General features: G+C 70.7%; 16 protein-coding genes and 1 pseudogene. 4 read left to right on the plus strand and 13 right to left on the minus strand.

Translation table 11 applies throughout. The features are described from left to right. Window positions 1-13: 13 nt before the first annotated feature. Entirely contained in the window at window positions 14-802 is a 789-nt protein-coding gene (locus tag BKA14_RS20235) for a maleylpyruvate isomerase family mycothiol-dependent enzyme (RefSeq protein ID WP_184952495.1), read from the minus strand. A gap of 20 nt (window positions 803-822) precedes the next feature. Then, window positions 823-1,422, minus strand: a complete 600-nt coding sequence (locus BKA14_RS20240) for a hypothetical protein (RefSeq protein WP_184952496.1) — start codon at window positions 1,420-1,422, stop codon at window positions 823-825. Window positions 1,423-1,644: 222 nt separating this feature from the next. Between BKA14_RS20240 and BKA14_RS20245 the strand changes: the two genes are divergently transcribed. Next, entirely contained in the window at window positions 1,645-2,121 is a 477-nt protein-coding gene (locus BKA14_RS20245; protein WP_184952497.1) for a GNAT family N-acetyltransferase, read from the plus strand. A gap of 8 nt (window positions 2,122-2,129) precedes the next feature. Here the strand turns inward: BKA14_RS20245 and BKA14_RS20250 are convergent, their stop codons facing one another. The 3 genes from BKA14_RS20250 to BKA14_RS20260 all read right to left on the minus strand — a co-directional run bounded on the left by BKA14_RS20250 (window position 2,130) and on the right by BKA14_RS20260 (window position 3,815). Next, window positions 2,130-2,501: a ChaB family protein gene (locus BKA14_RS20250; protein ID WP_184952498.1), complete on the minus strand. Its 372-nt coding sequence runs from the start codon at window positions 2,499-2,501 to the stop codon at window positions 2,130-2,132. Window positions 2,502-2,691: 190 nt separating this feature from the next. Further along, window positions 2,692-3,099 carry a VOC family protein gene (locus tag BKA14_RS20255; RefSeq protein WP_184952499.1) on the minus strand — a complete coding sequence of 136 codons (408 nt, stop codon included), beginning with the start codon at window positions 3,097-3,099 and terminating at the stop codon, window positions 2,692-2,694. A 59-nt stretch (window positions 3,100-3,158) separates the two neighbouring features. Continuing rightward, window positions 3,159-3,815: a response regulator gene (locus BKA14_RS20260; protein ID WP_184952500.1), complete on the minus strand. Its 657-nt coding sequence runs from the start codon at window positions 3,813-3,815 to the stop codon at window positions 3,159-3,161. Between the two features lie 191 nt (window positions 3,816-4,006). Here BKA14_RS20260 and BKA14_RS45595 point away from each other — a divergent pair, with 191 nt between their 5' ends. Beyond that, window positions 4,007-4,537 (plus strand): pentapeptide repeat-containing protein, encoded by a 531-nt coding sequence (locus tag BKA14_RS45595; protein WP_369076716.1) that lies wholly within the window; start codon window positions 4,007-4,009, stop codon window positions 4,535-4,537. Here BKA14_RS45595 and BKA14_RS45600 read toward each other — a convergent pair. Then, window positions 4,472-5,152: pseudogene (locus BKA14_RS45600) on the minus strand (histidine kinase); the annotation flags it as partial. The gene BKA14_RS45595 and the pseudogene BKA14_RS45600 overlap by 66 nt on opposite strands. A gap of 149 nt (window positions 5,153-5,301) precedes the next feature. Here BKA14_RS45600 and BKA14_RS20280 point away from each other — a divergent pair. Beyond that, on the plus strand, window positions 5,302-5,595 hold the full coding sequence (locus BKA14_RS20280) for a DUF6223 family protein (RefSeq protein ID WP_184952501.1): 294 nt from the start codon (window positions 5,302-5,304) through the stop codon (window positions 5,593-5,595). Here BKA14_RS20280 and BKA14_RS20285 read toward each other — a convergent pair. Both BKA14_RS20285 and BKA14_RS20290 read right to left on the minus strand, forming a co-directional pair. After that, entirely contained in the window at window positions 5,577-6,227 is a 651-nt protein-coding gene (locus BKA14_RS20285; protein WP_184952502.1) for a response regulator, read from the minus strand. The genes BKA14_RS20280 and BKA14_RS20285 overlap by 19 nt on opposite strands. Then, the gene (locus BKA14_RS20290) at window positions 6,224-7,276 is read right to left on the minus strand and encodes a sensor histidine kinase (protein ID WP_184952503.1); all 1,053 of its coding nucleotides are present in this window, start codon (window positions 7,274-7,276) and stop codon (window positions 6,224-6,226) included. The genes BKA14_RS20285 and BKA14_RS20290 overlap by 4 nt, the downstream gene beginning before the upstream one ends. 108 nt (window positions 7,277-7,384) lie before the next feature. Here BKA14_RS20290 and BKA14_RS20295 point away from each other — a divergent pair, with 108 nt between their 5' ends. Continuing rightward, the gene (locus BKA14_RS20295) at window positions 7,385-7,933 is read left to right on the plus strand and encodes a hypothetical protein (RefSeq protein WP_184952504.1); all 549 of its coding nucleotides are present in this window, start codon (window positions 7,385-7,387) and stop codon (window positions 7,931-7,933) included. A gap of 8 nt (window positions 7,934-7,941) precedes the next feature. On the opposite strand, the gene BKA14_RS20300 is transcribed toward BKA14_RS20295, so the two are convergent. The 5 genes from BKA14_RS20300 to BKA14_RS20320 all read right to left on the minus strand — a co-directional run bounded on the left by BKA14_RS20300 (window position 7,942) and on the right by BKA14_RS20320 (window position 12,684). Further along, the gene (locus tag BKA14_RS20300) at window positions 7,942-8,943 is read right to left on the minus strand and encodes an EamA family transporter (RefSeq protein WP_184956844.1); all 1,002 of its coding nucleotides are present in this window, start codon (window positions 8,941-8,943) and stop codon (window positions 7,942-7,944) included. Window positions 8,944-9,148: 205 nt separating this feature from the next. Then, a complete protein-coding gene (locus BKA14_RS20305; RefSeq protein ID WP_184952505.1) occupies window positions 9,149-10,525 on the minus strand; it encodes a glycosyl hydrolase family 18 protein in 1,377 nt (458 codons plus the stop codon). A 278-nt stretch (window positions 10,526-10,803) separates the two neighbouring features. Further along, window positions 10,804-11,577 (minus strand): enoyl-CoA hydratase-related protein, encoded by a 774-nt coding sequence (locus BKA14_RS20310; RefSeq protein ID WP_184952506.1) that lies wholly within the window; start codon window positions 11,575-11,577, stop codon window positions 10,804-10,806. Next, window positions 11,555-11,956, minus strand: a complete 402-nt coding sequence (locus BKA14_RS20315; protein WP_239092980.1) for a hypothetical protein — start codon at window positions 11,954-11,956, stop codon at window positions 11,555-11,557. Before BKA14_RS20315 ends, BKA14_RS20310 begins: the two co-directional genes overlap by 23 nt. 11 nt (window positions 11,957-11,967) lie before the next feature. Next, a complete protein-coding gene (locus BKA14_RS20320; protein WP_184952508.1) occupies window positions 11,968-12,684 on the minus strand; it encodes an SDR family oxidoreductase in 717 nt (238 codons plus the stop codon). Window positions 12,685-12,770 lie beyond the last annotated feature (86 nt).

Here is a 12,770-nt window from a genome sequence, read left to right on the forward strand (position 1 = left end):
CGGATACGGGGGGTCAGAAGCCGGGGAACGTGGTCCGCAGCTGGTCGAGCGTGACGTTGCCGCTGACGCCGACGCCGGCCGGGGTGTAGCGCGGGCCGAGCCGCCCGGTCAGCAGCCTCTGCGACGCCTCCAACGGGCCCGTGAAGGTGGCCGTCGCGGTGGCCGGGTCGGTGGTGAGACGGGCCTCGTCGCCCAGGACGATGCGGTACGGCGTGCCGCTGATCTCGACCACGGCGGGCTCACCGACCAGGTCGAGCTTGGCGATGAAGCCGATCAGGAAGGCCAGCCCGCCGCTGAGGTGCTCGGCCACGAGCTCCGCCGACTCCGGCCGCAGGGCCGCCGCCGGGTCCAGGCCGGCGCGGATGTCCCACGTGTGGTTGGCCACCTCGTTGAGCCGCATCCCCGCGAACGACGCCAGCGGGATCGCCTCCGGCAGGAAACCCGGGTTGACCGTCACCGACTCCTGCTGCTCGGGCGTCAGCGACTCGAAAGCGGCCACGTACGTCTCGTCCGACTCGCGCCAGCCGGCCGCCTGCTCCTCGGGGCTCAGCGCGTTCCACCGGTCCCACACGCCCTGGTTGAAGTCGGGGCCGGGCTTCTCGGCCTGGCCCAGCTCGGCCCGGAAAGCGGCCAGCCCGATCTCGGCTCCGCTGCCCAGGTGCGAGAAGACCTGGGCGACAGTCCACTCGGAGGCGCCGGACGGGCCCTTGAGCTGGTCGGGCGTGAGGGTGTCGGCCAGCGCGGCGAGGGCGTCGTGCTCGGCGCGCAGGGCCGCGATCGTACGGGCAGCAAGGGTTGTCATGACCGAAGCGTAATTCCCTTTCAGGCGCGGAAGAGCACACGCCCTCCGAGCGCGACGACCATCTCACCGTCGGCCCGCAGGATCAGCACCGCGCCCGGGTTGCCCGCCGTGCCGCTGCTCCACGCCGTGCCGTTGCCCGCGTCGTACAGCACGAGGTGGCCGTCGTTCTGCATGACGAGCTTGACCCCCGTGGTCGTGCCGGTCCGCCAGACGACCCGGCCCTGATCGCGGAGCACAAGGTCGCCCTGCTCGGTCACCGTGAGCCGGAGCCGGTTCGTGGCCCAGCTCTGCCCGGTCGTCAGGACGCCCGTGCTCGCGATGACCTTCTGCCCCCACACCGGCGGCGGCGTCCGGGTGGGCCGGCTGGAGCTCGGCGGGACGGTTTCCGGCACCGGGGCCGCGGTCCCCGGCTCCACCGGCTTCACCGGGTGCTGCGACCCGTGCGACTCCACCGGGCGCTGCGGCTCTACCGGCTCCGCCTGGCGTTCCGGGGGCACGGCGTACTCGGCCGGGGGTCGCCCGTCCGCACCGATCCGGACACCGGTGCAGACCGCCGCACCCGCCGCCAGCAGAACGGCCCCCACCAGACCGACCGCCACCCGGCGATCGCGAACAGTCATGAGATCCTCTCGCGTTCAAGACGATCACGAGGCTAGGCCGCAACACGCTTCCCCGATTCACCCGCACGGCCGGTCCTGTCCGTCGATCAGCGGGGGGTTGTCGCCGCTTGACCGTGCCGCCCCGTCGGCCTCAGGGCGCCGCCGGCCGGCTTCGCCGTCGTGCAGCGGGTCAACACGATGCTCAACAAGGGGGGAGAATCGGGCTGACGACGGGAGGCAGTGATGGCTGAGGTGGCGTTGCGCCCACTGGAAGATGCGGATCTCGACGCGCTGTTCGAGCAGATGCGCGACCCGGAATCGGTGCGGATGGCCGCGTTCGTGGGCCGCGACCCCGACGACCGGGCCGCCTTCGACGCGCACATGACCAAGATCCGCGCCCGCCCCGACGTGACGAACCGGGCGATCACCCTCGACGGCCGCTTGGTGGGCAGCGTGGCCGCCTTCGTCATCGAGGGCGATACCGAGGTCACTTACTGGGTCGACCGGGCGTTCTGGGGCCGGGGCATCGCCGGCCGCGCGCTCGAACTCCTCCTGCACGAGGTCCCCGTACGGCCCCTGTACGGCCGCGCCGCCAGCGACAACCTCGCGTCCCTGAAAGTGCTGCGGCGGGCCGGCTTCGTCGAGGTGGGCACGGAGGTCGGGTTCGCCGGCGCGCGCGGCATCGAGATCGAAGAGACGATCCTGCGCCTCGACGCGTAGGCCGGCCGTCAGCGGCTCTTCTTCTGGATGGCTTTGACCAGCTCACCCTTCTTCATGGTGGTGCGGCCGCTGATGTCGAGCTTCTTCGCCACCTCGAGCAGGTGCTTCTTGCTCGCGTTGGCGTCGACCCCGCCCGCCGTCTTCGCCTTGGTCTTGCGGCCACCGGCGGCCTTCTTGTCGCTGGGGCCTTTCTTCTCCTTGGGCTCCCAGTGATCCCCGACCTTCTCGAAGGAGTGCTTGACGGCGGCCAGCGCGGTGCGGTGGGCCCGCTCCCCCTCGCCGTACTCCTTCACCGCCGCGTCGTGCGCCTTGATGAACGTGCGCTGAGCCTTCTTGGGCGACCGCTTCAGCGTGCCCGGCAGTTCTTTGCTCCCCGGCATGACAACCTCCTGGTCCGGCGTTCTGCCGTTCTCATTTCCCCACCGAGATCCCTTTACTCCGCCTCCCTCCACCTGCTCCGGCTCCCCCCGCCTGCTCCGGCTCCCCCCGCCTGCTCCGGCCCCCTCCGCCTGCTCCGGCCCCCTCCTGCTCCGGCCCCCTCCGCCTGCTCCGGCCCCCTCCTGCTCCGGCTCACTCCGGCGGCGGGGCACCGGCGGGCTCAACACCGGGGTGCACCGGCGCGGCCCATCCCGGACGCGGGATCAGGCAGAACGGGTGACCGGCCGGGTCGGCGAACACGTGGTCGCCGCGCAACGGCAGCGCCCCGAGCGCGAGCACGGCGTCGGTCGCCACCGCGAGATCATCGACCATGACGTCCAGGTGCATCTGCTGCGGCACGGCGGGATCCGGCCAGGTCGGCGCCCGATGCTGGGCAGACCGCTGAAAGGCCAACCCGGAGCTGGTCGTATCGGCCGAAACAACCACGAAGTCACCGTCGTCGAAGGTGATCGGCTGTCCGAGAACAGCACTCCAGAACCGTCCCTCAACCGCGGGTTCCGGACAGTCAACGATGAGGTGGTGCAGTCGTCCTATCGGCATGGCACCCTCACGATCGTCTTGAGGTCATGGTTCGGTTCGGGCTTCGGTTCGGTACGGCCTCAGCTCTGTGCAGGCTTCACCAGTCCGGATTCGTACGCGATCACCACCAGCTGGGCCCGGTCGCGGGCCCGCAACTTGGTCATCGCCCGGTTGACATGCGTCTTCGCTGTGATCGGGGTGATCGCCATGTGCGCGGCCAGCTCGCTGTTGGAGAGCCCGTGGGCGACGAGCGCGACCGCCTCCCGCTCGCGGTTCGTCAACCCGTCCAGGCCCGCCGCGGGCCGGGGCGGCCGGGTGACATACCGGTCGATCAGCTTGCGGGTGATGGCCGGGGCGAGCAGCGCCTCCCCCCGCGCGGCGACCCGCACCGCATGCACGAAGTCCTCGGGCTGGATGTCCTTCACCAGGAACCCGGCCGCCCCCGCCCTCAGGGCGTGAAACACATATTCGTCCAGCCCGTAATTGGTCAGAATCACCACGTGCACTCCGGCGAGCGCCGGATCCTCCGCGATGCGCTCGGTGGCCTCGATCCCATCGCCGCCCGGCATCCGAACGTCGATCAGAGCCACGTCAGGCACATGCTGCCGGGCAAGCTCCAGCGCCTCGTGGCCGTCGTTGCCCTCCGCCACGACCTCGATATCGTCCTCGAGGTCGAGCAGCGCCCGGAACCCACTGCGAATCAACGGCTGATCGTCGACAAGCAACACCCTGATCATCCAGCACGGCCCCATGGCAACTCGACTTCGACGGCGAATCCCCCACCCTCCCGCGGCCCGGCCCGGATGCTGCCCCCGAGAGCGGCAACACGCTCCCGCATCCCCACCAGCCCAACCCCGGGACGCGGCCGCCCCGAACCAGACCCTCCCACGTCGCCGGCTTCTCCAACGCCAGCCTCCGCCACGCCACCTTGCCCCACGCCCACTCCCGCGACGCCAGCCTCCGCAACGCCACCTTCTCCAACGCCAGCCTCCGCGATGCCGGGCTCCGCAACGCCGGCTTCTCCGACGCCAGCCTCCGCGACGCCGGCCTCAGTGATGCCGGCCTCAGTGATGCCGGCTTTCCCTACACCGGTTTCCGCGACGCCGGTTTGTTGGCAGGGGTCGAGCCGGTTTGCGCCGTCGTCCTCCACGCGGATGGTCAACGTGTCGGGTCGGTAGCCGATGCGGACCGTGGCCCTGGCCGCCGCGGCATGGCGGGCGACATTCGTGAGGGCTTCCTGGACTATTCGATACGCCGTCCGGTCGACCGCGAACGGTACCTCGGCCCCCTCGCCCTCGAAGGTCAACGTGGTCTCGACCCCGGCCCGCCGCGAATGCTCGACCAGCTCGGAGAGCTGCTCGATGCCCTGCCGGGGCACGTCGGCGTCCTCCCGCAGCGCCTCGAGGGTCGCGCGCAGATCACGAGTGGCCGCGCGGCCGGCATCGCGAATGGCCAGTAACGCCTCGGGGACCGCCTCACCGCGCCGCTCGGCCACGTGCACCGCGGCCTCGGACTGCACCTTGATCACCGAGATCTGGTGGGTGAGCGAATCGTGCAGCTCGCGAGCGATGTGCAGCCGCTCCTCGTCGGCCCGGCGGCGCGCCACCGCCTCGCGCGTGCGCACGGCCTCGTCTGCCCGCTGCTCAGCCTGTCGTAACGCCTCCCCAGCCGCGCCGGCCGCGACCAGCCACGCCAGCTCGAGGACGCCGCGCGACCGCGTGAACGCCTCGCCGAGACCGTGCGCGCCCGCGAACAGTGCCGCCACGGGCAGCGCGACCAGCACGACGACGCTGGTCACCACCGTGACGACCCGGTGCCCCGCCCGCATCGCCGAGTAGACCGCGATCAGATAGGCCACGGCGAAGGCGTCGAACCCGGCCGCCTGATAGCCGATCGCACACACGCCCGCGACTAACAGGACGACGACCGGCGCCCGCTGGCGCTCCCCCAGGGCCAGTCCGCCGATCACCAGAAGTGGGTAGCCGACCGCCTCGAACCCGGTGGAGGACAGCCCCGTAACCAGCATGATCACGGCCACCCCGACCGCGATCACCCAATCCCACGTTCTGTCCATGCGGGCACATTAACCGCCGGGCGCGAGGGGCGCGTCGTACGAACGCAGGCGTTCTCGACTGCTGCGAACGCAGTAGCCGATTGTCCACATCGGCACGATGCCCCTGACCCTCTCGCGCAGCACGATGCAGAGGCGAAAGGAGACAGACGATGTTCACCCTGGATCGTTTGACAGCAACGGCGGCGGCCCTGCTCGCCCTGGCCGGCGTCGCCGTGGGGCTCTGGTCCTTGGCCAACGCGAGACGCAAAGGTTCCGTCCGTGCCGTGATCGCCGGCACGCTCAGCACCGTCGTGGGCGTCCTGGTGGTGGCCACGGCCGACGGCGGCCCCGGCACGGGGAACGGCGTGGTCGGTGGCTGGGCGGCCCTGATTCTGGGCCCGATGTCGATAGCGCTCGGCGGGCTTGCGCTGGCGCGCGGCCGTGCTCAGGCGAGGCCGGATTGATAGGCGAAGACGACGAGCTGGGCGCGGTCCCGGGCGCCCAGCTTGGTCATCGAGCGGCTCACGTGGGTGCGGGCCGTGGCCGGGCTGACGACGAGATGTTCGGCGATCTCGTGGTTGCTCAGGCCCTGCGCGACCAGGATGACGATCTCGCGCTCCCGGTCGGTCAGCCGGTCGAGTCCGGGGTGCGGGGTCCGGGTGTGCGGAGCCAGGCCGGTGAATTCGCGGATCAGGGTGCGGGTGACCGAGGGGGCCAACAGGGCGCCGCCGTCGGCCACGGTGCGGACTGCGTCCAGCAAGGCGGGCGGTTTGGTGTTCTTGAGAAGAAAGCCGCTCGCGCCGGCACGCAAGGCCGTGAAGACATATTCGTCATGCTCGAAGGTAGTGAGAACGATGACCCTCGTCGAGGTCAGTTCGGGGTCGGAGACGATGCGTCGGGTGGCTTCCAGCCCGTCGATGCCCGGCATACGAATGTCCATGAGCGCTACGTCCGGCCGGGTGCGGCGGGCCTCGGCGACGGCGGCCAGACCGTCGGCGGCCTCGGCGGCGACGGTGAAACCCTCGGTCGCGTCGAAGAGGGTCTGCAGCCCGAGGCGCACCAGGTCCTGGTCGTCGGCGAGCATCACGGTGATCACGGGCGGCGCTCCCGGGGGATGACGGCTTGGAGGGTGAAGGTCCCGGCTCGGGTTGAGGCAGTCAGGTCGCCCCCAAGCTGCTCGACGCGGCGGCGCATCCCCGTGATGCCGAATCCGTCCGAGTGGCCGGCAGCGGCGACGGAGTTGAAAACGCCCAGGTCGACGCGGTCCGGGCGGTGCTGGATCGTGACCCGGGCTCGCGGCTGGTCGGCATGCTTCACGACGTTGGTCAGGGCCTCCTGCAGCACTCGGTATGCGGCGACGTCGGCTGCGGTGGGCAGCGGGCTCGGTGTTCCGTCGACGGTGAGGTCGACGGCCACGCCGGCCGTGCGGACGCGGGCGCAGAGGTCTTCGAGCCCGGAAAGCCCCGGCGAGGAAAGCCCGGCCAGGGTGGCTCGCAACTCGTCGAGGGCCTCGGAGCTGGCTTTGCTGATCGTTTCGAGGGCTTCGAGCGCCAATTCGGGTCGTGCGTCACGGAGGTGCAGCGCGATGTCGGCCTGCATCTGGATCGCGGCGAGGCCGTGGCCGACGACGTCGTGCACCTCCTGCGCCACCCGCAGGCGTTCGGCGTCCGCGACCCGCCGCTCCGCCTCGGCGCGCTCACGGGTCTGGGCCTCGGCGACCAGCCGGCGGGCCGCCCCGAGCGTGAACGGGACGACCACCCAGGCCGTTCCGGGTGCCAGGCCGATCAGCGGCTCATCGAAGACGAGATGGATCAGCAGCACGAGCAGCGCCGGGGTTGCCCAGAGGGCCGCTCGGCGCGGGGCTCGGTGGCGGGCCACGGCGTAGACGCAGACGGCGAAGGACAACAGGATCGGGCCGTACGGGAAACCGATGATCAGGTAGGTGGAGGTGAGCGCGGATGTGGTGAGCAGAGCAGGACCGGGCCAGCGGTGACGTAGAGCGGTGGTGGCGGCGGTGGCGAGAATCAGCGCCACGGCGGTCAGGTTGAGGGGGTGATCCGTCGGTGAGAACCGATCGAGCACGGGCATGGTGGCCACACCGACCGCGGCCAGGGCGGCGGGGACGGCCAGGTCACGTACGCGCATGTGCTCACCGTGCCACGTGCGGGGGGCGGCTGTGTACGTCGCAGGGCGTACGGAGGAAGCCGCCCCGGAACCGACGAGCCGCGGCCGGTGGTCGCACAAGCTGGACGCATGGTTCTGCGACCCACCTTTCGGAAGCTTTGGCTCGTGCTGCACGTCGTGTCGGCCGGAGCGTGGATCGGCATCGACGTGATCGTGGCCGTGCTCGTGGGCATCGGCGGGCTGAGCGACGACCTCGCGCGGCGGGGACTGGCCTACCAGGCGCTGGGCACGTTCGTCGTGTGGCCGATGCTGACGTCCGGGCTGATCTGCCTGATCACCGGGTTCGTGCTGGGGCTGGGTACGAAGTGGGGTCTGATCCGTTACTGGTGGGTCGGCGTCAAACTGGTGCTGAACGTCGTGCTGTGCACGCTGATCCTGGTGCTTTTGCGGCCGGGCATGCCGGGGATAGCCGAGTTCGGGGCCCGCCTGTCCGCCGGCGAGAAGGTCTCGCACGACATCAGCAGCCTGATCATGCCGCCGATCGTGTCGCTGACCTTGCTGAGCCTGGCCACGGTTCTGTCGGTCTACAGACCCTGGGGGCGTGTGAGGCGGTCGGGTCCTTCGACGGTCCGTCCGGCGCGCCGGACGACACCGACGACGGCTCAGCGCGCAGGTTAGATGGACGGTCATCGGGCCAGGCATGCCACGGCGAGCAGCGCGGCCAGCACGCCGTAGAGGTGCACTGTGTGCAGGCGCTCGCGTAGAAGGGAGCGGTTGAGCAGCAGTGTTACCGCCGGGTAGAGCGACGCGACCACAGCCGCGGGGGCCAAAGCCGCGGCGGCGGCTGCGATGAAGGCTGCGTCGGCGAACGCGTCGGTGGCGCCTACGAGGAAGACCGGAACGACGTTGCGAGCGCTCAGTCCGCGAGACGTCTTTGTGGGCGGGGAAAGGTCAGCGATGGCGGGCGCGGCGGAAGCAGCGGGCCCGGCAGCCGACACGGCCGAAGCAGCGGGCCCGGCAGCCGACACGGCGGAAGCAGCGGGCCCGGCGGCAGGAGTGGTGACAGTGGGCGTTGGGGTGGTGAGGGCTTTGCGGGTTCGACGGCGGACGTGCATGACGGCCAGGACCAGCAGGGCGGCTGTGCCCTCGGCGATGCGCGCGTAGGCGACGGACCAGAACTGGCTCGCGGTGGCGGCTTCGTGCAGGAGTACGAAGTAGATGCCGAAGCCGAGCGCGGCGCCCAGCGCGCACACATTGGCCGAGTGGTGGGGGCGACGGTGACGATGGCCGGGTACGGGCCAGCCGGCGAGGGTGGCGCCGGCCAGGCCCGCCACTGTGCCCAGCACGGCGAAGAGGCTCAACCGGTCGCCGTGCAGGAGGCCCCAGGCCACGGGGACCAGGGCGGCGACCGCGGCGACGGGTGCGACCACGGCCAGGGAGCCGTCGCGCATGGCGCGGTACAGCAGGCCCATGGCGGGCAAGCCGGCCAGGCCCGCCGGCACGGCCAGCCACAGGCGGGCGTCGGCGACCGGTGGGACGGCCCAGACCGCGGCGGCGGCCAGGGCCAGCAGCATCGCCGCGACCTTGGACCAGACGAGGATGGTCACGACAGGTAGGCGGCGGGCCAACCAGCCGGCCAGGAAGTCGGAAATTCCCCAAGCCGCGGCGGCGCACGCCGCGGACGTCATCACCCAAGCCACGTCGGGCAAGGGCGTTCGTCGGTGTCGCCGGATACGTCGCGGTCGGATACGCGATAGGGCATGCGAGCGATGATGCCGACCGTAAGGCCGCAGGTCAGTCGCCCGTCGGTGGACGCCTGAGCGACCTAACCCGAACGAAGGGCGGCCCGCCCCCGGCGAGGGGACGGGCCGCGCGATCGGGTGATGACAGCGGTCAGGGAAGGGTCCAGCGCTGGTTGGCGGTGGTGGCGCAGTCCCAGATCTGCAGGCGGGTGCCGTTGGCCGAGCTGTTGTTGGAGGCATCCAGGCAGCGACCGCTGGACGGGTTGCGCAGCGTGCCGTTCGACTGGGCCTGCCACTGCTGGGCGCCGGTGCCGTTGCAGTCATAGATCTGCACCAGGGAGCCGTTGGCGGTGCCGGCGGCCGCCACGTCCAGGCATTTGCCCAGGCCGCGGATCGTGCCGTCGGTGCCGACCGTCCAGTTCTGCGCGGTGGTGCCGTTGCAGTCGTAGAGCTGCACGGCGGTGCCGTTGGCGCTGCTGGCGGCGGCGATGTCGACGCACTTGCCGGCGACGCCGGTGATGCGGCCGGTGCGGCCCGACGGCGGCGGGGTCGTGGGGCCCCCGCCGCCGTTCATGACGGTCTCGTAGATGGCGCTGACCAGCGAGTTCGCGCCGGTGGCGTCCTGCGAGAGCTCCCAGTTCATGATGCCGCCCGCGTTGGCCAGCGCCCACTGGGTCTTGCGGCGGATCGTGGGCAGGCCGTTGTAGCACTCGCCGCTGGGCGTGCAGTCCCGGTTGGCGTTGGCCGGGTCCTGGGCGACCAGTTGCGCATACGTCAAATAGCCGGGCCGGCTGTAGAAGGGCACCCCGAGCACGGTCTTGGCCTTGGGCAGCCCGCGGTTCTTCCAGAAGTTGGCCGAGGCGATCGACCAGTCGTAGTTGGCGTGGGGTGACCCGCCGTCGTAGGCCATGATGTTGAGCCAGTCGACGTAGCCGAACACTGCCGGCTGGACGCCGTTGGCGGTGCCGCCCTCGCTGACGACCGCGGCCGTGAGCAGCTTGCCCTCGTTGTGCAGGGCCGTGCTGAGCTGCTGCATGAGGGCGGTGTAGTTGTTGCCGCTCTGCCCCGGGTCGGGGTACTCCCAGTCGATGTCGATGCCGTCGAGCCCGTACTGGCGCACGGTGTTCATGACGTTGGTGACGAACGTCGTACGGGTGCCGGAGTTGGCGGCGAGCGACTCGAAGGCGGAGTCGTTGCCGTCGTTCCAGCCGCCGATGGCCAGCGAGACCTTGACGTTGTTCTGGTGACCGAGGGTGACGAGCTGCTGGAGCTTCGACGTGTTCTCGATCGCCTGGAGGGTGCCGTTCGCGTTGGGCAGCGCGAACGAGTAGTTGATGTGGGTCAGCTTCGAGTATTGGATGCTCGTGACGCTGCCGGCCCAGGACGGCATGTAGCCGACGCTCTTGAAGCCGTTGGGCAGCACCGCTGCCTGCGAGGTGCCCTGCATGGCGAGGGCGGTGATCGTGCCGACGGCGGCGACTGCGCACGCCGCGGCGGCCGCGGTCCAGCGGCTCTTTCGGATAGCCATGGGGAAGGTGACCCTTCGTGTCCGGCGCGGGGGTTGCGCCGTGGGGATGACTTCGGGCCCACAAAGATTAGGAAGATTTACTAACAGTCGTCAATATAGGACGTGATAAAAGTCCGCCGGATTGTCGAAGAGGCGGCGCCGGATGCGCGCGACGAGCGGAGAACACGGGCGAGCGAGGAGCGGAGAACGCGGGCGAGCGAAGAGCGGAGAACACGGGCGAGCGAAGAGCGGAGAACACGGGCGAGCGAAGAGCGGAGAACGCGGGCGAGCTGGACGGTTCAGCGGCCCTCGAAGGACGGGGGCCGGCGTTCCATGAAGGCGCGCTGCCCTTCGAACTCGTCGTGGGAGCCGGTTGTGGCGGCGATCAGCTGCTGGGCCCGGGCGGCCAGCGGCGGATGAGCGGCGGCCTTGATCGAGGCCTTGGCGGCGCGTACGGCCAGCGGTGCGTTGGCGGCGATGGCCGACGCGGTGCGCAGGACGTCGGCTTCGAGGGCGGCTGCGGGGACGAGGCGGTTGATCAGGCCGGCGGCCAGGGCTTCCGAGCCGGCGTAGGAGCGGGCGGTGAACAGCATGTCGCTCGCGTGGGCCGGCCCGATCACGTGGACGAGGGTCTGCGCCAGTTCGTACGGGTAGCCGATGCCGAGCCGGGCCGCCGGGATGCCGAACGTGCTGCCTTCGGCGGCGATGCGGATGTCGGCGCTGAGGGCCAGGGCCATGCCCGCGCCGAAGCACGGTCCCTGGATCATCGCGATCAGCGGTGTGGTGAGCCCGCTCAGCGATTCGAACAGGCCGGTCAGCGCCTGTTCCCACGTCTCGCGGGCGCCGGTCGAGTCGTGGTGCGCGGCGAATTCGGAGATGTCGGCCCCGGCGGTGAACGTGTCCCCCGCGCCGCGCAGGACGATGCTGCGTACGGGAACCGCGGTGTCGTACTCGCGCACGACCGTCGTCAGTGACGTCAGCATCGCGGTGGACAGCGCGTTACGGCGGGCCGGGTTGCTCATGGTGACCCAGCCGACGCCGTCGCGGACCTCACTGATGATCTCTGCCGCCACGAGGTGTGACTCTATCGGGAAGCAGCAGCACAATCGACAACGCGAGGACGCCGCCCAGGGCCGCCGCGTGCCCCACCTTGTCGATCGGCGGGAACATCTCCAGGTGCAGCATGTGCCACAGGAAGTGGATCGCGTTGAAGATCAGCCACGCTCCCCCGGTGACGCGCAGGGCCTCGGGGGTGGGCCGGCGCCAGGCCCACACGCTCAGCACGAGCAGGGCCAGGTAGAGGGCGCCCACGTCGCGGACGAGATGTTCGCTGTACGGGCCCAGCGTCGACACCCAGTGCCGGCCGGGGGCGGGGAAGTCGTGGTAGAACGACATCGGGAACGCCGCCGCCCACACCCCGGCGACCGCGGCCGACACGGCCAGGATCAGCACCGCCCCACGTTTCACCGGGAAGCCGCCAGCCACTGGTCGAACGTGACCTGACCGCTGTGGAACTCGCCCGCGGGGAGCAGCGCGCCGCCCGCCATCGCGCGCCCGGCCGGCACGGTCAGCACCAGCTTGCCCCGGGCCAGGCGGCGCACCATGGCCGACATCTTCAGCACTTCGGGCCCGGCCAGGTCGGTCGCCAGGCCCCGGGCGGGGCCTTCGGCCAGCCGTACGAGCTCGGTGGCGACGTCGGCCGCGGCGACCGGCCGGGTCAGCATCGACGGCACCAGTTTGACCGGGCCGGGCACCCGCCCGAGCAGCTGGGCGGCGAACTCGTGGAACTGGGTCGCCCGCAGCACAGTGGCCGGGACGGGTCCGGCCAGTGCGAGCTCCTCCTGACGGCGTTTGGCCCGGTAGTAGCCCGAGTCGACCCGGTCCACACCGACGATCGACAGCACTACGTGATGCCGTACGGAGGAACGCTTCTCCGCCGCCAGCAGGGTGCGAGTGGCCGTCTCGAAGAACTCGGTGGCCACCTTGCCGCTCAGCGTCTCGACGTTGGTCACGTCGATCACCGCGTCGACGCCGTGCAGCGCCTCGTCGAGGCCGGCTCCGGTGGTCAGGTCGACGCCGTTCGACCGGGAGATCACCACGACGTCGTGGCCGGCCTCCCGCGCCCGTTCGACCACCAGCTTGCCGACCCAGCCGGTCCCGCCGGCCACTGCCATCCTCATCGCGTCCGTCCTTCGCTCGTCCCTACGGGTTCAGGGCAGGGACGAGGGGTCCGGAACGAACGTGACAGCGTGTGACCGCGGCCACA

The organism is Paractinoplanes abujensis (assembly GCF_014204895.1).
GTDB lineage: Bacteria > Actinomycetota > Actinomycetes > Mycobacteriales > Micromonosporaceae > Actinoplanes > Actinoplanes abujensis.

Bases quoted from the DNA above. Each gene is read 5' to 3' on its own strand.
- BKA14_RS20240 (WP_184952496.1), bottom strand. From the start codon at position 1,422: ATGACTGTTCGCGATCGCCGGGTGGCGGTCGGTCTGGTGGGGGCCGTT.
- BKA14_RS20295 (WP_184952504.1), top strand. From the start codon at position 7,385: ATGGTTCTGCGACCCACCTTTCGGAAGCTTTGGCTCGTGCTGCACGTC.
- BKA14_RS20255 (WP_184952499.1), bottom strand. From the start codon at position 3,099: ATGCCGATAGGACGACTGCACCACCTCATCGTTGACTGTCCGGAACCC.
- BKA14_RS20250 (WP_184952498.1), bottom strand. From the start codon at position 2,501: ATGCCGGGGAGCAAAGAACTGCCGGGCACGCTGAAGCGGTCGCCCAAG.
- BKA14_RS20280 (WP_184952501.1), top strand. From the start codon at position 5,302: ATGTTCACCCTGGATCGTTTGACAGCAACGGCGGCGGCCCTGCTCGCC.
- BKA14_RS20300 (WP_184956844.1), bottom strand. From the start codon at position 8,943: ATGACGTCCGCGGCGTGCGCCGCCGCGGCTTGGGGAATTTCCGACTTC.
- BKA14_RS20245 (WP_184952497.1), top strand. From the start codon at position 1,645: ATGGCTGAGGTGGCGTTGCGCCCACTGGAAGATGCGGATCTCGACGCG.
- BKA14_RS20290 (WP_184952503.1), bottom strand. From the start codon at position 7,276: ATGCGCGTACGTGACCTGGCCGTCCCCGCCGCCCTGGCCGCGGTCGGT.
- BKA14_RS20235 (WP_184952495.1), bottom strand. From the start codon at position 802: ATGACAACCCTTGCTGCCCGTACGATCGCGGCCCTGCGCGCCGAGCAC.
- BKA14_RS20305 (WP_184952505.1), bottom strand. From the start codon at position 10,525: ATGGCTATCCGAAAGAGCCGCTGGACCGCGGCCGCCGCGGCGTGCGCA.
- BKA14_RS20320 (WP_184952508.1), bottom strand. From the start codon at position 12,684: ATGAGGATGGCAGTGGCCGGCGGGACCGGCTGGGTCGGCAAGCTGGTG.
- BKA14_RS20260 (WP_184952500.1), bottom strand. From the start codon at position 3,815: ATGATCAGGGTGTTGCTTGTCGACGATCAGCCGTTGATTCGCAGTGGG.